Source organism: Erythrobacter aurantius (assembly GCF_023823125.1).
Lineage (GTDB): Bacteria > Pseudomonadota > Alphaproteobacteria > Sphingomonadales > Sphingomonadaceae > Erythrobacter > Erythrobacter aurantius.
Genome location: NZ_CP090949.1, coordinates 1,140,001 through 1,157,535, shown reverse-complemented (window position 1 = coordinate 1,157,535; position 17,535 = coordinate 1,140,001). Strand labels below are relative to the sequence as shown.

Here is a 17,535-nt window from a genome sequence, read left to right as displayed (position 1 = left end):
GGCTACAGAAGTTTCAACACTTCATCCTGCGGGCGGCACAGCGCCACACCCTTTTCCGTTTCCACAAGCGGGCGGTTGATCAGGATCGGATCGGCGACCATCGCATCAAGGATGGTGTCTGCATCGGCTTGCGGCAGGCCACGCTCCTCCGCGTCGGTGCCGCGGAGACGCAACCCTTCGGCCGGCGTCATTCCGGCGTCGGCGAACAGTTGCGCGAGCTTTTCGCGCGAAGGCGGGTCCTTGAGGTATTCCACCACCGTCAGATCGACCTTCGAAAGGTTTTCAAGGATCGCCAGCGTCTTTCGCGAAGTACCGCATTTGGGATTGTGCCAGATGGTTGCCTTCATCTCGGGTGTCTCCGTTTCGATTTGCGTGCGCCCTGCCGCAAGCCGCACCGTCGATCAAGCAGGAGCAGCCTGCGCAGGGTAAGGCTCGGCAGAATTGCCACACAAGCTTGAAATGCGAATTATTCTCAAAAACATCCTTGCACTTGCGAATAGGTTGCAATAGCACCCCCTCCATGATTGCAAAACAACCGATGACCTATCGACTCGCCCGCACCGCTCTCTTGCTCGGCTGCGCAGCAATGGCGTTCCCCGCGCTCGCGGAAACCACCGAAGCAGGTAGCGGCGTCGCTGCGGAAAGTTCCGCCGAGGATTCAGCCGATCGCGGACCGAATATCGTCGTCACCGGCGATGTCCTCTATTCCAACGAAATGAATGCGCTGAAGACGCCGACCCCGATCATCGACGTCCCGCAATCGCTCAGCATCACCACCGCCGATCAGATCATCCAGCAGGGCTTCGATTCAATCGGGGACATCGTGCTTTACACCCCCGGTGTCACCAGTTCGCAGGGCGAAGGACACCGCGATGCCGTGGTGTTCCGGGGCGTCCGGTCCACCGCCGACTTCTTCGTCGACGGGGTACGGGATGACGTCGAATATTATCGCGGTCTCTACAATCTTGAGCAGGTGGAAATCCTGCGGGGCCCCAACGCCCTGCTGTTCGGACGCGGCGGAACCGGCGGCATCCTCAATCGCGTGACCAAGAAGGGTGTCATCGGCGAGAATTTCACCGGCTTCCGCACCTCGGTTGACACTTTCGGCGCCTTCGACATCTGGGCGGACGTCAACCTCGCCACGGGTGAGAACTCGGCGCTGCGGATCAACGCAGCCTATGAGAATCTCAACAATCACCGCGATTTCTTCGACGGTGATCAATTCGCCATCAACCCCACCTTCCGCGCACAATTGGGTGATCGCACCACCATCGATCTCGCCTATGAATATATCGATCACGAACGCTTCATCGATCGCGGCATCCCCACCGATGACAACGGCGATCCGGTTCGTGGCCTAAAGGACATTACCTTCGGCGACCCGGAAGAAAACTACACCACCTTCCAGGCCCATGTCCTGCGCGGCACGCTGCAACATGTGTTCTCGGACAATCTGAAGGGCAATCTCACCGCTTCGTGGGGTGACTACGACAAGGTTTACTCCAACTATTTCCCAGTCGGCTACAACCCCGCCACCAATGTTGTGGCGATGGATGGCTATATCGACACGACGCAGCGCCAGAATCTCGTGCTTTCAGGAAATCTGATCGGTGAATTCGCGACTGGCGGGATCGAGCATACGCTGATCGTGGGTGGCGAGTTCATCGACACAAGCAACAACAATGATCGCTTCAACCCGGTGTTCGACACGGCAGTGCTCGATGGCCGCCGCACCGATGTCGAATTCTTCCCGGCAGTTCGCCCGCTGCCCCTGCGCGGAGGCGTCGGCACGACGGCAGACGGACGCACAACCCGCGGCCCGTTCACCGCGCTCAATGACGACACCGAAGCCGATCTGGCGGTAGTTTCGGCTTACATCCAGGACGAGATCAAGCTGGCGGAATGGATCCGGGTGGTGCTGGGCGCGCGGTTCGACAGTTTCGAAATCACCGTGCTCGACAATCGCACTGGAGCGGTTCGCACCCGAAAGGACGAGGAGATCACCCCTCGGCTCGGCCTGATCCTGAAGCCGCAGCAGAACCTTTCGATTTACACCAGCTATTCGGAAACCTTCCTGCCGCGTTCGGGCGATCAGTTTGCCGATATCAACCCACCGGCTGACGCACTGGAGCCGGATACCTTCTCCAACCTCGAAGCCGGGGTGAAGTGGGACATCCGCCCGGGCCTCGCGCTGACGGGTGCGGTATTCCAGATCGAGCAATCATCACCGCAAGTTGCGGACAACAATCCGGGCACGCTTGATGTCATCGATTCGAAGATCCGCGGCTTCGAAGCCCAGTTGCAGGGGCAGGTCACCGATTGGTGGTTCCTTTCGGCCGGCTATTCCTATCTCGACGGCGAACAGCAAAGCCGTACCGGCCCGACCGGCCGGCGCCTGCGCGAACTGCCTGAGAACATGTTCTCGATCTGGAACAACTTCCAGGCGACCGATCAACTTGGTTTCGGGCTTGGCCTTACGGCGCAGGACGAAAGCTTTGCCGACAACGGCAATACGGCGACGCTGCCGTCCTATGCGCGGGTCGATATGGCGGTGTTCTACGACGTGAACGAGAACCTGCGTTTGCAGGTCAATGTCGAAAACCTGTTTGACGAACTGTATTTCCCCAACGCCCACTCTGCCAATGAGTTGACAGTGGCGCCGCCGCTCAACGCGCGGTTCACGATTACGGGACGTTTCTGAGGAACGTCAGTCCCCGGAGTCGGAAGGCTCAGGGACAGCCCTCAGCGCGGGAACGCGCTGGGCCGCGTCTGCCGCCTCGATACCAGGAGCGGGCGCGGCGCTGATGCTTTCGCGCCGCTGGATTACCCGGCCGGCCCGCTGCACCGCCCGTACCAAGCGCGGATAGACGCCGCAGCGACAAAGGTTTTGCAGCGCGTCCTCGATCTCCGCGCGGGTCGGAGCGGAATTGCGATCCAGCAAGGCGGCACCGGCGATCACGATGCCGGGAGTGCAATAGCCGCACTGGATCGCTTGTTCGGCCACCATCGCCTGCTGCATCGGGTGCGAGCGATCGCGCGAAAGCCCTTCGATCGTGGTGATCAGGCGCCCTTCCGCCTCGGCCAGAGTGATGCGGCAGGATCGCAAGGCCGTGCCATCGACGATCACCATGCACGCGCCGACGCAATCGCCGCCGCCGCAGCTCTTTGTCCCGGTAAGGTTCGCCGCCTCACGCAGCGCGTAGAGCAGCGGCATCTGGGGGTCGAGATCGAACTCGACCGGCCGATCGTTGATCGTCATGCGCGGCATTGCGCTATCCTAGCTGTCTGGCGAGCCGGCTCAGTTGCGCCAGCTGCTGTCGATCCGGTCAATCCGGCGCTTCCACGCCTCGAAATCGAACAGGCCGGAACCGCCCTGCCCGGACATCACCGAAAGATCGCGCTGGTGCACATCGACGACTTCCTGCGGGACGATGTTGGCCGCACCCTGCGACAGGGTCGCGACCTGGATTTCGCAAGCGCGTTGCAGCGCCCACATCTTGACGAACATGCCCGGAATCGTGCGGTCCATCACCACCGGGCCGTGGTTGCGCAGCATGAGGATCGAATGGTTGCCGAGATTGCGCACCAGCCGCTCACCCTCTTCGGGACGCACGGTCACGCCTTCGAAATCGTGGTAGCCGATCTGGTTTTGGAAATTGCAGGCATAGAAATTGGTCGGCAGCAGGCCGTCCTTGTGGCTGGCAACGGCCATCGTCGCCGTGGTGTGGACGTGGCAGATCGCATTCGCGCGGTCGCCCAGATGCTTGTGGAAATAGGCGTGCTGGGTGAAGCCGGCCTTGTTCACCATATAGGGCGAACCGCCGACATTGTTGCCTTCGACGTCGATCTTGACGAGGTTCGAAGCGGTCACTTCATCATAGAGCAGGCCAAACGGGTTGATCAGGAAAGTATCCTTCTCACCCGGAACCGCGACGGAAATGTGGTTGTAGATCGATTCCGACCAGCCGAGGTGGTCAAAGATGCGATAGCACGCGGCGAGATCGAGCCGGGCCTGCCATTCTTCCTTGCTGACCTTACCTTCGAGGCTGCTGTCGGGCTTAAGCTGGGTTGCCATGAGGAATCCCTCTCCTTCCTGAATTTCTTTCCGATGCCTATCGCATGGCTCGCGGGGGCTGCACAAGCATTTCGCTTTGCCTTGCCGCCGGGCTGCGGCTACCCGCGCAGTCTCGATGAACCAGCAATCTTCCTCACCTGTCAAATCAGCAAGCGCCAAGCTGACGCGGGGCAGCATCACCGGGCATCTGATCGGGCAGACCCTGCCCGCGATCATCGGGGTCGCCGCGATCATGTCGATCGGATTGGTGGATGCCTATTTCATCGGCCAGTTGGGCAGCGATGCGCTGGCGGCGATCTCCTTCATCTTTCCGATCTCCGTGGCGCTGACTTCGCTCGGCGTGGGGGTGATGGTGGGCATCAATTCCGTTGTCGCCCGCGCGCTGGGTGAGGAAGACCCCGAACGCGCCGCCCGCCGGGCGAATTTCGGCATCGTTTTCGCAGTGCTGGTTGGCGCGATCATGGCGCTGGCATTGTTCACGCTGCACGATCCGTTGTTCCGGCTGATGAACGCCCCCGATCACCTGCTGCCGTTGATCCGCACCTATATGCAGCCTTTCGCTCTCGGCTTTCCGTTGATTCTGGCGATCATGGGCTTCAACGGGGTGCTGCGCGGACAGGGAGAAGCGCGCAAAACCAGCCTTGTCAGCATAACCTATGCAACAGCCAACTGGGTGCTCGATCCGCTGCTGATTACGGGCGCTTTCGGATTCGAAGGATTGGGCATCGTCGGCGCAGCTTATGCGACCGTCATCGGCTGGGCTTTCGGTGCGATCATGGCGATGGCGTTGATGCGCCGGGCGGAGATCCCGCTCGATTTTGGTCTGCTGCGCGATTGCAGCCTGATCGATCCCGCCGTTTCAATCCTACGGGTGGCCGGCCCTGCCGCCTGTTCGAATGCGATCAATCCAGTCGGCCTGTCGATCCTGACCGCGCTTGTGGCGCTCGAAGGCGAGGCCGCCGTTGCAGGGTTCGGTGCGGCGGGAAGATTGCAGAGTTTCGCGACAGTGCCGCTTCTGGCGCTGTCCGGCTCGATCGGCGCGATCGTCGGACAGAATTGGGGCGCGCGCGAATTCGACCGGGCGCGCGAAGCGGCGCTTTGGGCTTTCGGCTTCTGCATCGTCTGGGGCCTCTGCATTGCACTGGCGATGGTATCTGGCGGCGAATTCCTGGCCTTCCTGTTTACTGAGGATGCCGACGTCGCGAGCGAATTCGCGCTGTATCTGAGCATCGCGGCGTGGGGCTATGCAGGCTTCGGAATCCTGATCGTCGCCAACGGGATATTGAACGCGGTCGACAAGGCTTCGTTCGCGCTGACCCAATCCGCCCTGCGGGTGTTTCTGGTGATGCTGCCCTTTGCCTGGCTGCTGGTCGGCAGCTGGGGCAGCGCCGCGATCTATTCGGCGGAACTCGCCGCCAATCTGTTCGGAGCCGTCACCGGCATTCTGCTGGTCAGCTACGCCATCAAACTGCGCGGTGCGAGATAGGGCGCGCTAGGCCTTCGTTAACCATCTGTCGCCATAGGTGAACCTCACGCAAAAAGGGGCACAGGCGTCATGGATGACCTGCTGGCGGATTTCGTCGCAGAGACACGCGAAATGCTGGAAGCAAGCACGGGCGAAATCGTCGCCTGGGAAGCTGATCCGGCGGATCGCGCGCGGCTCGACACCATTTTCCGCTTTGTCCACACGGTTAAGGGCAATTGCGGCTTCTTCGATTTCCCGCGTCTGGCCGCTCTCAGCCATGCTGCCGAAGACGCGCTTGCCGATTGCCGGGCAGAACGACGCGAACCGGACAGCGCCCTCGTCAGCGTGGTTCTCGCCATCATCGACCGGATTGTCGCCATGGTGGATGCGATCGAGGCAGGCGAGGAATTTCCCGAGGGTGGCGATGATGAACTGATCGCCGCCTTGCAGCCGGGCGCCGGAGCGGCCGCCTTGCCGCATGCCCCAGCCAGCGCGCTGCTGGATGACTTCACCCCCGAAACCGGCGAAACGACGCACACAAAACGCGCCGAACCTGTTGCCGCCCAGCGATCGATCCGGCTCCCTGTCGACTTGCTCGACCGGGTGATGAGCGGGGTTTCCGACATGGTTCTGGCGCGCAACGACCTGGCTCACCGCCTGCGTCAGGCCGGGACCCAGCCGACAATCGACGGCCCGTTCGAACGGCTCACGACAATCCTTGCCGATGTTCGCGACGCGATCACGCGGATGCGGATGCAGCGCATCGAAACGCTGTTCAGCGCCGTACCCCGCCTGGTTCGCGATCTGTCGAGCGAGCTTGGCAAGCAGGTGATGGTCGATCTCGAAGGCGGCGATGTCGAACTCGATCGCGAAATGATCGAAACGATCCGCGACCCGATCACCCACATCATTCGCAATGCGATCGATCACGGGATCGAAAAGCCCGGCGAAAGGCTCGCCAATGGCAAGCGCGAGATCGGCATGCTGTCGATTGCCGCGCGGCAATCGGGCAATACGATTTCCATCGTCATCAGTGATGACGGGCGCGGGCTGGACGAGGAAAGAATTGCCGCAAAGGCGATCTCGACAGGCCTGATCACGGCTGATCAACGAGCACAAATGAGCCGCGAGGCGATCTTGCAGCTGATTTTCCAACCCGGATTTTCGACTGCCGAAACCGTCAGCAACGTCTCGGGCCGCGGCGTCGGTCTGGATGTGGTGCGCGAAAATCTGGAGCGGGTTGGCGGCAGCATCAAGGTTTCCAGCAGCAATCACGTGGGCACGCTGTTCACGCTGCAAATCCCGCTTACGCTCAGCATCATTGCCGGTCTGACGGTGGAGGTTTCCGATCAACGCTTTGCCATTCCGCAAAGCTATGTCGAAGAAATCATCCACGCATCGGCCAAGGCTCTGGACTTCACCCGCGTGGGCGAAACCGCGCTTGTCACTTTCCGCGGTGTGCGCGTGCCGTGCCTGATGCTGACTGACGTGCTGGGCCTGTCCACGGGTGACCTCGCCGACGGGCAGCACATCATGGTGATGCTGCGTCTCGCCAGCGGTGATCTGTTCGCGCTGGCGGTTGATCGCATCCATTCGCATGGTGACATCGTGGTCAAACCGCTCGCCCCGGCCGTGATGCGGACCGGGCTCTACGCCGGTTCGACCCTGCTCGATGACGGCCGACCGGTGCTCTTGCTCGATGTGACCAATATCGCAGCCACCCACGATCTTGTTTCCGATGCCAAGAGCCGCGTGCTGCGCGCCTTTGAAGAAGATGACGAGAGCGCAGCCGCTGAAGTGCAGCGCGCCATGCTCTTCACCCATTTCGACAGTCGCCGCTGCGCGATCCGGCTTGAACTTGTGCAGCGGATTGAGACTGCACCTGCCAGCGCCCTCGACCTGTCCGGTTCCGCCCCGCGCGCTGTGATCGAAGGCGAAATCCTGCCGGTGGTCGGATTGCCCGATGGCCCCGTTCCGGCGGAGAAAATCCGGCTCCTGCGCCTTACCGATGGCGCGTGCGAGCTCCTTCATGCGGTGCGCGAAGTGGATGACGCGGCCCTGCTCGAAGGTGCGCTGGAACCCGAACCGAACGATCCACTGGTCGAAGCCGTAACGCTGGTGGACGGGCAGACTGTCGCCCTGCTGGACGGCCATGAACTCTTCGCACGGCACGGCAAGCCAGCCGAAGCGGCAGCCAAGCCGGTGTGCCGTTTGCCCGACAGCGATTGGGCCAGAAGCATACTCGCTCCGCTGGTTGCCTCCGCGGGTTACAAGGTCGCCTCAGATGCCGACCACCACGAGGATGTGGCAATCTGGTTCGACGATGAATACGAAGCCGCAGCCGCGCTTGATGTCGAGTTCCGATCACCCGTGATCCGGCTGCGCGATGCTCCGGAAGCCCCCGATGCCGCTGAAACCATCTATCGTTATGATCGCGATGGACTGATCCGGGCGCTCAGGCAGGCGCGCAAGACGATGGGAGCGCGATAATGGACGATCTGCTTGTCATGGCCCAGATTGCCGGACGCCGGTGCGCCTTGCATGCGCATGATGTGCAATCGGTGATCGAGATCGCCGCAGTTACTCCGATCCCGCGGGCACCGGATTTCATCGCCGGGATCACGGCCATGCGAAGCCAGGCGCTGACCGTCATAGACTGCCGCCGTGCGCTCGGTTTCGACCCGGATCACTGGGCGACCGACAACCGTGCGATTGTCGTCAGCATCTCGGGATACTCCTATGCATTGCTGATCGATGCGATCGAGGACATCACATCGGGCATGGGCCAGCCGGAGGAAATTCCGGGCGGCTTTGGCCCGGAATGGTCGCGCGTGGCGACAGGGCTGATCGAAACGCGCGTGGGTCCGGCGCTGCTGATCGACGTCGCGGCCTTGATCGCAGGACCAGATCCAATCGGAGCTGCGGCTTAATCCAAAACTTACCTTCTGCGGGTAACGCTGCCGATTGTACCGTTGAAGAGACCGACCTGTCCGACGCCATTTCGCTTCGGGCAAGATCGAAGGGTGGCCAATGAAAACGTGTCTGATCGTCGATGATTCCCGAGTGATCCGAAAGGTTTCGCGACACATTCTCGAAACGCTCGGCTTTGCCGTGAGCGAAGCCGAAAACGGTAAGGAAGGGCTGGATGCCTGCATGGCGTCGATGCCCGACGTCGTGCTGCTCGACTGGAACATGCCGGTCATGACAGGCATCGAATTCATCACCCAGCTGCGTCAGCGCCCCGGCGGTGACAAGCCCAAGGTTGTGTTCTGCACCACCGAAAATGACGTTGCGCATATCCGCGAAGCGATCAGCGCGGGCGCGGACGAATATGTGATGAAGCCGTTCGATCACGAAACGCTCCAGATCAAACTGCAACTGGTCGGCTTCGCGTGAACCCACCGGGCGATCATCACTCCCGGCTGCTGAGAAAACCGTCGCCGGTTTCGGACGGCGCAAACGCGGCGCCCTCCACCGATCCGATCCGGGTGATGTTGATCGACGACTCGCTTACTGTTCGCACCGTCCTCAAACGGATGGTCGAAAGCGATCCGGGAATGGTGGTGGCCGACACCGCTTCCAGCGCAGAGCGCGGGATCGCACAGCTGAAAAACACCGCCGTCGATGTGATCCTGCTCGATCTGGAAATGCCGGGCATGGGTGGCCTGATCGCTTTGCCGGACATTCTTGCCGCGGCACCTGATGCGCAAGTGATGGTGGTGTCCTCGCTCACCGAAGACGGCGCACAAGCCACGGTGGAGGCGCTTTCACAGGGCGCCGCTGACACCATGCTGAAGCCCCGGCCAGGCGGCTTCAACGAGGATTACCGCAGCCAGCTGCTCGGCAAGATCCGCGCTCTCGGGACCTCGATCCCCGATACCGCCAGCGATCAGACTAATGCCGCGAACACGCGTGAGCCGGTCGGGATTCGCTCCAGCCAGCGACGCGCGAAGCGGCCTGAAATTCTCGCCATAGGGGCGTCGACCGGCGGCATTCACGCTCTGAACGTGATGCTTCGGGCGCTGACGCCGGCTTTCGACCTGCCGATCCTGATCACCCAGCACCTTCCCGCCTCCTTCATTCCTGTTTTCGCTCGCCAGATTGAAGTCGCGAGCGGCAGGCCAACCCGCATCGCCGAGGAAGGCACCGAGATCCGCCAAGGGGAAATCGTGATTGCCAGCGGCGAAGGACACATGACGGTACGGCGCGTGGGCGACAGGGTGGCCACACGGGTTGTCAACGAAAGGGCGGCCAGCGGATGCCTGCCTTCGGTCGATCCCATGCTTGCCAGCCTAGCGACCACATATGAAGGCCGTGCGCTTGCCGTGATCCTTTCGGGCATGGGACGGGACGGCTTGCAAGGGGCACAGCTTCTGGTTGAAGCCGGAGGCGCAATTTGGGCACAAGACGCCGATACCAGCGCCGTCTGGGGAATGCCCGGTGCCGTCGCCAAGGCAGGGCTGACGAGCATGATCGCTGCGCCGCAAACGCTCGGTGAGGCGATCATGGCCGAATTTTCGTCCGCGCATTGCGCAGGCGCCGCGGCTGTCCGGGCGTAGGCGCGTCGATGGAAGTGAGCCAGGCCTCCTACCAGATCATCGCCGATCTGCTGGCCGCGCGGACCGGTCAGCACCTGACCGAAAGCCGCCGCTGGCGCGTGCCGACTGCTCTTGCCGGCATCTTTCGCGAACACGGGATCAGCAATGTCGATCAGCTCGTCTGCCTGCTGGACGAACCGCGCCGCCGCGCGAGCGATCACGATCTAGCGACCGAAGTTGTCGAGGCGCTGCTCAACAACGAAACCTACTTCTTTCGCGACAAACCTGCCTTCGACCAGATCCCGGAAGACATCCTCCCCGAACTGGCGCGTCGCCGCGAGCATACAAAGCGCATTTCGATCTGGTGCGCGGGATGCTCCACAGGTCAGGAAGTGCACAGCCTCGCCATGCTGTTCGAAGACCAGAAGGATCGCTGGGCTGGCTGGACAATCGACATCCTCGGCACTGATGTCTCGCACCGGGCGATCCGCGCGGCACGCACCGGACTTTACAGCCAGTTCGAGGTCCAGCGCGGGCTGGGAGTTGCGCAAATGCTGCGGCATTTCGACGAGACGCCCGACGGCTGGCAAATCCGCGATCATGTGCGCGGAATCACCCGCTTCCAGCAGCACAATATCCTCACAGAACCGCCCGGTCGGCAGCGTTTCGACCTTGTTCTGTGCCGTAACGTACTGCTCTATTTCGAAAGGGAAAATCGCGAGACCGCGTTCCGGCGGCTGTCCGCCGCGCTCGCGCGGGACGGCTTCCTGATGCTTGGCGCCGGAGAGACCGTTATCGGCCAGACCCGTGATTTTACGCCCTCGCCAAAACGCATGAGCATTTATGAACTGCGCGAGGCAACCGAGCCTGTGAACGCAATTACGGCGCGGTAGGCTTAACAAATACCGCCCCGTTTCCTGCTTTAGGACTAGCGGATTTTACCCTTCATTAGCCGTTGCCGTTTAGGAATTGCTCCTTCGCAGACCTCCTCAATTGCGCAACCGAAGGAACCATGGTGCCCGAACCGAGAAAACCCATGCGCCTGACACCGATCGGGCTGGTGCTGGTTCCTCTCGCCACCGTTTCACTGGTGTTCGCGCTCATCACACTCGTGGTGTTGGCGAGCGACATTCTGGAATTTGCCGCCCCGGAAGGACTGCTGATCGCCGGAGCATTGATTTATGCGGCGACGATATTCCTGTTGAGCCGCAGCGGCTTTGCCAATGTCCGCGAGTTGGAAACGCTCGGCGTGATGGATCCGCTCAGCCAGCTTCCCAATCGCCGCGCCCTGCACGCCGACATCGATCGTCATTCTCAAAGCGCCGAAGAGGTCGCCATTGCGCTGATCGACCTCGACAGTTTCAAGCAGATCAACGATCACTATGGCCATGCCGTTGGCGATCAGTTGATCCGGCAATGCGCGCAGGAAATGCGCGAAGTTTTTGGCGATGAAGCGCAGTGTTATCGTCTGGGCGGGGATGAGTTCTGCGCTGTCACTCACGGAAAGGTTGCGGGCACCATCCTCGAAGGCATGTGCCGCACCCTGCTCGAAAAATTGCAGGCTCCGGTCCCGCTCGGCCATCGGCAGATCGCGGTGGGCGCCAGCATCGGCCTTGCCCGCAGCACACTTGAAGATCGCCTGCCATCCTCGGAGCTGCTGCGCCGTTCGGATGTAGCGATGGAAATGTCCAAGCGCGGCGGGAAAATGCGCTGCACCTGGTTCAACCAGACATTCGACCAGCGCCGCGAAGCCGTGCGCGAGCTTGAAGACGAACTGCGTGCCGGGCTTGCCAACGGGGAGTTCTCGCTCGCCTACCAGCCGCTCGTCGATGCAGCCAAGGGCGGGATTGTCGCGGTCGAGGCGCTGCTGCGTTGGGAACGCCGGGATGGCAAGAAGATCGGGCCGAACATTTTCATTCCTGTTGCCGAACAGTCTGGCATCATCAATCCGATCGGCTTGTGGGTGCTGCGCGAGGCGGTGACCAATGCCCTGCGCTGGGATGGCATCACGCTTTCCGTGAACATTTCCGCCGCCCAGCTGCGCAACCCGGAATTCCCCATCAAGCTGGGCGAGATACTCGAAGAAACCGGCTTCCCTCCTCATCTGCTCGAACTGGAAGTGACCGAAACCTGTCTGGTGCTGGACCCGGTGGTGGCTGAGCGGGCTTTGGATGTGATCCGCAAATTCGGCGTGCGCATTTCGCTCGATGATTTCGGTACCGGCTACGCCTCGATCGGCTTCCTGCGCCAGTTCCGCTTCGAAAAGCTGAAACTCGATCGCAGTCTTGTGGTGCAGGCAGGCGAGGACGACGGCAGCCGCGCCATGATGCTTTCAAGCATCGCCGTTGCCCGCGCGCTCAAGATGGGCGTGACGGCAGAAGGTGTGGAAACCATTGAGCAAGCCGACATGGTTCGGCTCGCCGGATGTGACCAGATTCAGGGCTGGCTTTATTACAAGGCCATGCCCGCACAGCAGATCGACACGCTGATCGCACAGCAATGTGCCGAGCGGTGTGAACAGTCAGGTGGACAGGCAGCATGAGCAAGCATGACAAGCTGGAACCCGGTTTCGAGTTTGAGAGCGAGCCGGAATACCGCGAAGTGGCCGAAGACGCATTCGTATATGAGGACAAGCCGGATGCGGTGACCAACTGGTTTCGGCAACGCAGCACCAATCAGAAAGTGCTGCTGACGGTTGGCGCGCCCTTTGCCATCGTGGGGATCACGGTCGCGACGACTTTCATCAGTCTTGGCATCATCAGTGCCTCTGTCGACACCGGCAGCAAGGAAAGCCTTTCCAGCGCTGCGGCATCGATCGATACCTTGCGCTACATTCTGGTCGGCTTGGTAGTCGCCAGCATGGTTTTGACAGGATTCCTGTTCAGGGCGATCCGCAAAGATGTGATCGGCACTTCGCAACAACTCATTGATTGCCTTGGCCGCATTTGTGCCGGTCAACACAATATCGTCGTTCCGCACCGGGATCGCAGCGACGAATACGGCCAATTGGCAGACGTGACCGAACGCATGCGCCGCGCCGGGGTGCAATTTGAGAAACTCTACAAGGAAAGAGCACGCCGGGCAGAGAGCGAGCTTGAGGAAAAGACGCGCCTGCGCCTTGTCGAAGAGGAATCGCGGCTGGAACGCGAGCGCGCCCTTCGCAACATCGCCGATCAATTCGAACGGACCGTGGGCGATGTCGTGAGCGGCGTGGCGAGCGCGTCGAGCCAGCTTCAGGCAACTGCCACGATGATGGCAGCTACCGCCGAACAATCGAGCAATCGGACCTCGGAAGTCGCAGTCTCGATGGAGGAAGCGAATTCCGGAGCGACAGCAGCAGCCGCCGCCTCGGACGAATTCGCGATGTCGATCGGAGAGATCAGCAGGCAGGCGGCTTCATCGGCCGAGCTGGCACGCAAGGCGACCCTTTCCGCCAATGAAGCCGACGCGACCATCACCGCCCTCGCCGATTCTGCACAGCAGGTCGGCCAGATCGTCGAGCTGATCCAGACGATCGCACAGCGCACCAACCTTTTGGCGCTCAACGCCTCGATCGAGGCAGCACGCGGCGGGGAAGCCGGGCGCGGCTTCGCTGTCGTAGCAAGCGAGGTCAAGGAACTCGCCATGCAGACGAGCCGGGCGACCGAGCAAGTTGCCGAACAGATCCGCACCATGCAGGATACAACCGGGGCAAGCGTGAGCGCATTGCGCTCGATCGCAGCCGAAGTGCAGCAGCTCGAAAGCACTGCGGTATCCATTGCCAGTGCGGTGGATCAACAGTCGGTTGCCGGGCAAGACCTCGCCCGGAGCATCGACCTTGCGGCACGCGGGACCGAGCAGGTGGCAAGCACGATCAAGGAAGTGCGCGAATTGTCGATCTCGACAGGAACCGCCGCGAGCCAGGTGCTCGACAGTTCCACTGCGCTCGAACAGCAGGCCAGCACGCTGAGAACACAGGTGGATCGCTTCCTCGCGAAAGTCCGGGAAAGCTGAGGCGCCTCGCCGCTGAGGTGCCGCTGTCAAAGCCATCGGCAAGGCCAATTGTGCATTTCGGCTTTGCAAAATATCGAAAAATCAACAATCTGGCGCTTGCAGGCAGGTAGCTGCCGCTGCGAGGGAGGGGCGCGATGATCGATATTGAATGGGAACACGGCAAACGCTGGCAGGATGAACACCGCACGCGCTGGCGCGATGCGAGGGAAATCTGCAACATCAAGGCGCGCATTCCCACTGATCCGCTAACCGACATTCGCAACAGGAATGCCGCACTCGGCCAATTGTTCGACGGTCTGGGAAGGCGTTCCCGGCGCGTCGCAATTCTCGGCTCCACCTGGTCGCAAGCCGATCTGTTTCCCAATCGCGCGATCGTGATCGACACGGACAAGGACGGCGCCGTCTGGTTCCTGAAGCCGGAAATGCTCCGGCCGGAGCACGCGAACAATGCTTCGCGCTTTGTGCTGGCGGCGGGCGGGACGAAGCTTTCGGCCCTGATGGACGCGCTGGATGCGAAAGGCCTGTCGCTGATGACTGCCGGGTCACACAAGGGCCAATCGCTTGCAGGCGCAATCGCGACCGGGACCCATGGTTCGTTCTTCAACGAAGCAGGGCTGGAAACCCATGTCCGGGGCATGCTTTTCGTTGCCGGGACGGATCATACGCACTGGATTGAGGATCCGGCCAATCCGGTGCTCTCACCTAGCTTTGCAGTGCAATTGGGCGGGCGCGGGCATGATCATCGGTTCAAGGATATCATCGTCCATCTCGGGGGGCTCGGATACCTCAACGTGGTCCCGCTTGAGGTCGTCCCCCGTTTCACTCTTGCCTGGGCCAAGGCCTGTGTGCCGCTTGCACCCAGCTGGTGGGATCATGTCGCCGCTGGAAATTTCGCCGCCGCGACTGGATCGATCGGAAACGGCTCGCCGGTCTTCTACGAACTTACGTTTGATCCGAATGCGGGACCGGATGCAGATGTCATGCAATCGGTTTACTGGCGTGACGGGTCGGAACCGGCGCCCGCGCACAAGGCGGCATCGCCGGGCAATGCCCAGCACTATCTGACCCAGGCGCTCGATGATGATGTTGATGCGGCGCACCGCCCGGTTCTTACAGGCGAAAGTGTTGATGATGCGGCCGAGGCGGCTGGGGTCGGGGGCCTCATCAATGTACCCAAACTTGTATTCGCGGCGTTCCGCAAATCGTTGGCGAATGGCGGCGGAGCTTCAAGTGCGCCAGTTTCGCTGCGCCAGATCACCGAGGAGTGGAAGCCACGCAAGATCGGGCCGCTCAGGATCGAAACCTTCAACGCCGCGATCTGTGTCGACAGGGCGCGCCTGCGTGAAGCCATGGAAGCAGGCTTTGAGATCGCGCGGGAGTACGATCCGCACTTTGTCTACACGATCCGCTTTGCCAATGACGTGCTCCCCTGAAATGTGACCGCTTTTTGGTAGAGTCTGACGCAAGGAGTCGGACGATATGAAGCGAAGCAGGTTCAACGAAGAGCAGATCATTGCGATCTTGAAGGAGCAGGAAGCGGGCATGGCGACGACTGAGGTCTGCCGCCGCCACGGGATCAGCTCGGCGACGTTCTACAAGTGGAAGTCTAAGTTCGGCGGGCTCGAGGTGTCCGAGGCCCGGCGGCTGCGATCGCTCGAGGAGGAGAACTCGCGGCTGAAGAAGCTGCTGGCCGAGGCGATGTTGGACAACGCGGTGCTGAAGGATCTGGCATCAAAAAAATGGTAACGCCCGGCGCCAAGCGGGAAGCCGTCGCCTATGCCCGGGAGCATCACGGGGTGAGCGAGCGTCGGGCGTGTGCACTGGTTGGTGTGAGCCGCAGGGTAATCCGTTACGAGCCTACAAGGCCAGATGACGGGGCGCTGCGGCAACGGCTGCGCGAGCTGGCGGCGGAACGCCGCCGGTTCGGCTATCGCCGCCTGGGCTACCTTCTGGCGCGGGAAGGCATCAGGCCCAACCACAAGAAGCTGCTGCGCATCTACCGGGAGGAGGGGCTGCGCGTGCGTCGCCGTGGCGGCCGGAAAAGGGCCTTGGGCACGCGCAGGCCGATGGTGCTGCCGGACGGCCCGAACCAGCGTTGGTCGCTCGACTTCGTCTCCGACAGCCTGATCTGCGGTCGGCGCTTCCGTATCCTGTGCGTGGTCGATGACTACACGCGCGAGTGCCTGGCGCTGGTGGCCGATACGTCGCTGTCGGGTGCTCGGGTAGCGCGGGAACTGACCAGCCTTATCGGCATCCGGGGAAAGCCGCATACGGTGGTCAGCGACAATGGCACCGAACTGACCTCGTCGGCCATCCTGCGCTGGTCGCAGGAGCGCAGGGTCGAGTGGCACTACATCGCACCGGGAAAGCCAATGCAGAACGGCTTCGTGGAGAGCTTCAATGGCCGCCTGCGCGACGAATGCCTCAACGAGACGCTGTTCACCTCGCTGGCCCATGCCCGGTTCGTGCTGGCCGCCTGGCGACACGATTACAACACGGTCAGGCCACACTCGAAACTGGGCGGGAAGACCCCCGCCGAGATCGCCGGCCAACGTGTCTGGGGGCATGCCCCCAGACACGTTGCCATCCCATCAAACAACCATCATGAAGGAGCCAGACTCTACCTCTGACTGGTAACAATCAGGGGAGCACGTCACCAAAAGGAGCCCGGCGGGGATGGGTTTCCTGCGCTTCGACAACAATTCCGTGATCAATGTCGACGGGTTGATGAAGAAATTTCCATTCTCCGACAGCGACGATGCGGCACGCGGGTTTTGCGAAGCTTTGCGCGACAGGGGCATTCCCTATTCGATGCATTGGGGCAAGGACATCCCGAGCAATGCGGCAAAGATCGCGACCGATTTCGGGTCGGCGGCGCAGCGTTGGAAGGATGCCCGTGTGGCGCTGGTGCCCAAACGGCTGAGGCGCAACATGGAATCTCCGAACCTTGTGCATTGGGGACTGGATTAGGGGGCTGCAGCCAAGTCTTCCATTTCGCTCACCTCGCGCTCGAACCGGTCACTTGCCGGACCGGGAAGCAAGAGGGCGAATGTGTCTGCAAGCGCGCGATAGTACCAGAGACTGCCTTCTTTTCCTCCGGTAAACCGTTCCCATACCGTTTCGCCAACGGCGCGAATATCGGTGTTGATCGCACTCGCGTTTTGCGTTTTGTCGGCAATGCTAACCGCCAGTGAATCCGCTGGCTTTGCTTCCAGAGAGGCGATGTAAGCTTCCTTTCGTGCACGCCACGCCGGTTTGGGTTCGATGTGGCTGTCAGTGCAATGTTCGACAATCCGTGCGACACGGTCACCGAAGCGGTGCCGAATATCCTCGAGCCTTTTCAATCCCCCCTGATCCTCCACGGCGTCATGGAGCAATGCGGCGATAGCCTGATCCTCATCACAGCCATTCTCGATCGCGATTGCAGCGACCCCAAGCAGGTGGGAAACATAGGGAATTTCGCT

General features: G+C 61.4%; 16 protein-coding genes (1 of these 16 only partly in view). 12 read left to right on the top strand and 4 right to left on the bottom strand.

The features are described 5' to 3' along the window. Positions 1-2: 2 nt before the first annotated feature. Positions 3-347 (bottom strand): arsenate reductase family protein, encoded by a 345-nt coding sequence (locus L1K66_RS05515; RefSeq protein ID WP_034951999.1) that lies wholly within the window; start codon positions 345-347, stop codon positions 3-5. A gap of 173 nt (positions 348-520) precedes the next feature. Between L1K66_RS05515 and L1K66_RS05510 the strand changes: the two genes are divergently transcribed. Continuing rightward, positions 521-2,701 (top strand): TonB-dependent receptor, encoded by a 2,181-nt coding sequence (locus tag L1K66_RS05510; RefSeq protein ID WP_252259968.1) that lies wholly within the window; start codon positions 521-523, stop codon positions 2,699-2,701. Positions 2,702-2,707: 6 nt separating this feature from the next. On the opposite strand, the gene L1K66_RS05505 is transcribed toward L1K66_RS05510, so the two are convergent. Both L1K66_RS05505 and L1K66_RS05500 read right to left on the bottom strand, forming a co-directional pair. Next, positions 2,708-3,268 (bottom strand): (2Fe-2S)-binding protein, encoded by a 561-nt coding sequence (locus L1K66_RS05505; RefSeq protein ID WP_252259967.1) that lies wholly within the window; start codon positions 3,266-3,268, stop codon positions 2,708-2,710. A 30-nt stretch (positions 3,269-3,298) separates the two neighbouring features. After that, positions 3,299-4,075 carry a class II aldolase/adducin family protein gene (locus tag L1K66_RS05500; RefSeq protein ID WP_034951994.1) on the bottom strand — a complete coding sequence of 259 codons (777 nt, stop codon included), beginning with the start codon at positions 4,073-4,075 and terminating at the stop codon, positions 3,299-3,301. Between the two features lie 115 nt (positions 4,076-4,190). Between L1K66_RS05500 and L1K66_RS05495 the strand changes: the two genes are divergently transcribed. The 11 genes from L1K66_RS05495 (at position 4,191) to L1K66_RS05445 (ending at position 17,041) form a co-directional block, all read left to right on the top strand. After that, positions 4,191-5,561: an MATE family efflux transporter gene (locus tag L1K66_RS05495; protein WP_252259966.1), complete on the top strand. Its 1,371-nt coding sequence runs from the start codon at positions 4,191-4,193 to the stop codon at positions 5,559-5,561. A gap of 69 nt (positions 5,562-5,630) precedes the next feature. After that, positions 5,631-8,030 carry a chemotaxis protein CheA gene (locus tag L1K66_RS05490; RefSeq protein ID WP_252259965.1) on the top strand — a complete coding sequence of 800 codons (2,400 nt, stop codon included), beginning with the start codon at positions 5,631-5,633 and terminating at the stop codon, positions 8,028-8,030. Continuing rightward, on the top strand, positions 8,030-8,470 hold the full coding sequence (locus L1K66_RS05485; RefSeq protein WP_252259964.1) for a chemotaxis protein CheW: 441 nt from the start codon (positions 8,030-8,032) through the stop codon (positions 8,468-8,470). The genes L1K66_RS05490 and L1K66_RS05485 overlap by 1 nt, the downstream gene beginning before the upstream one ends. A gap of 100 nt (positions 8,471-8,570) precedes the next feature. After that, positions 8,571-8,936 (top strand): response regulator, encoded by a 366-nt coding sequence (locus L1K66_RS05480; protein ID WP_252259963.1) that lies wholly within the window; start codon positions 8,571-8,573, stop codon positions 8,934-8,936. Next, a complete protein-coding gene (cheB, locus tag L1K66_RS05475; RefSeq protein ID WP_252259962.1) occupies positions 8,933-10,099 on the top strand; it encodes a chemotaxis-specific protein-glutamate methyltransferase CheB in 1,167 nt (388 codons plus the stop codon). The genes L1K66_RS05480 and cheB overlap by 4 nt, the downstream gene beginning before the upstream one ends. Positions 10,100-10,107: 8 nt before the next feature. Beyond that, a complete protein-coding gene (locus tag L1K66_RS05470; protein WP_034953093.1) occupies positions 10,108-10,971 on the top strand; it encodes a CheR family methyltransferase in 864 nt (287 codons plus the stop codon). 143 nt (positions 10,972-11,114) lie between these two features. Next, on the top strand, positions 11,115-12,620 hold the full coding sequence (locus L1K66_RS05465; RefSeq protein ID WP_252259961.1) for a putative bifunctional diguanylate cyclase/phosphodiesterase: 1,506 nt from the start codon (positions 11,115-11,117) through the stop codon (positions 12,618-12,620). Continuing rightward, positions 12,617-14,071 (top strand): methyl-accepting chemotaxis protein, encoded by a 1,455-nt coding sequence (locus tag L1K66_RS05460; RefSeq protein WP_252259960.1) that lies wholly within the window; start codon positions 12,617-12,619, stop codon positions 14,069-14,071. Before L1K66_RS05465 ends, L1K66_RS05460 begins: the two co-directional genes overlap by 4 nt. A gap of 134 nt (positions 14,072-14,205) precedes the next feature. Next, positions 14,206-15,504 carry an FAD-binding protein gene (locus L1K66_RS05455; RefSeq protein ID WP_252259959.1) on the top strand — a complete coding sequence of 433 codons (1,299 nt, stop codon included), beginning with the start codon at positions 14,206-14,208 and terminating at the stop codon, positions 15,502-15,504. 46 nt (positions 15,505-15,550) lie between these two features. Then, a protein-coding gene (locus tag L1K66_RS05450) for an IS3 family transposase (protein ID WP_252258086.1) occupies positions 15,551-16,701 on the top strand; the annotation gives its coding sequence in 2 pieces (ribosomal slippage) (positions 15,551-15,803 and positions 15,803-16,701; 1,152 coding nt in all). A 46-nt stretch (positions 16,702-16,747) separates the two neighbouring features. After that, the gene (locus L1K66_RS05445; protein WP_252259958.1) at positions 16,748-17,041 is read left to right on the top strand and encodes a hypothetical protein; all 294 of its coding nucleotides are present in this window, start codon (positions 16,748-16,750) and stop codon (positions 17,039-17,041) included. On the opposite strand, the gene L1K66_RS05440 is transcribed toward L1K66_RS05445, so the two are convergent. Next, positions 17,038-17,535 carry the 3' portion of an HD domain-containing protein gene (locus L1K66_RS05440; protein WP_252259957.1) on the bottom strand. The gene runs 90 nt beyond the window's last position, so only the last 498 of its 588 coding nucleotides appear in the window; its start codon lies beyond the right edge, outside the window; it ends in the stop codon at positions 17,038-17,040. The genes L1K66_RS05445 and L1K66_RS05440 overlap by 4 nt on opposite strands.

Coding starts and splice junctions, on each gene's coding strand:
- L1K66_RS05515 (WP_034951999.1), bottom strand. CDS start 347: ATGAAGGCAACCATCTGGCACAATCCCAAATGCGGTACTTCGCGAAAG.
- L1K66_RS05510 (WP_252259968.1), top strand. CDS start 521: ATGATTGCAAAACAACCGATGACCTATCGACTCGCCCGCACCGCTCTC.
- L1K66_RS05505 (WP_252259967.1), bottom strand. CDS start 3,268: ATGCCGCGCATGACGATCAACGATCGGCCGGTCGAGTTCGATCTCGAC.
- L1K66_RS05500 (WP_034951994.1), bottom strand. CDS start 4,075: ATGGCAACCCAGCTTAAGCCCGACAGCAGCCTCGAAGGTAAGGTCAGC.
- L1K66_RS05495 (WP_252259966.1), top strand. CDS start 4,191: ATGAACCAGCAATCTTCCTCACCTGTCAAATCAGCAAGCGCCAAGCTG.
- L1K66_RS05490 (WP_252259965.1), top strand. CDS start 5,631: ATGGATGACCTGCTGGCGGATTTCGTCGCAGAGACACGCGAAATGCTG.
- L1K66_RS05485 (WP_252259964.1), top strand. CDS start 8,030: ATGGACGATCTGCTTGTCATGGCCCAGATTGCCGGACGCCGGTGCGCC.
- L1K66_RS05480 (WP_252259963.1), top strand. CDS start 8,571: ATGAAAACGTGTCTGATCGTCGATGATTCCCGAGTGATCCGAAAGGTT.
- L1K66_RS05470 (WP_034953093.1), top strand. CDS start 10,108: ATGGAAGTGAGCCAGGCCTCCTACCAGATCATCGCCGATCTGCTGGCC.
- L1K66_RS05465 (WP_252259961.1), top strand. CDS start 11,115: ATGCGCCTGACACCGATCGGGCTGGTGCTGGTTCCTCTCGCCACCGTT.
- L1K66_RS05460 (WP_252259960.1), top strand. CDS start 12,617: ATGAGCAAGCATGACAAGCTGGAACCCGGTTTCGAGTTTGAGAGCGAG.
- L1K66_RS05455 (WP_252259959.1), top strand. CDS start 14,206: ATGATCGATATTGAATGGGAACACGGCAAACGCTGGCAGGATGAACAC.
- L1K66_RS05445 (WP_252259958.1), top strand. CDS start 16,748: ATGGGTTTCCTGCGCTTCGACAACAATTCCGTGATCAATGTCGACGGG.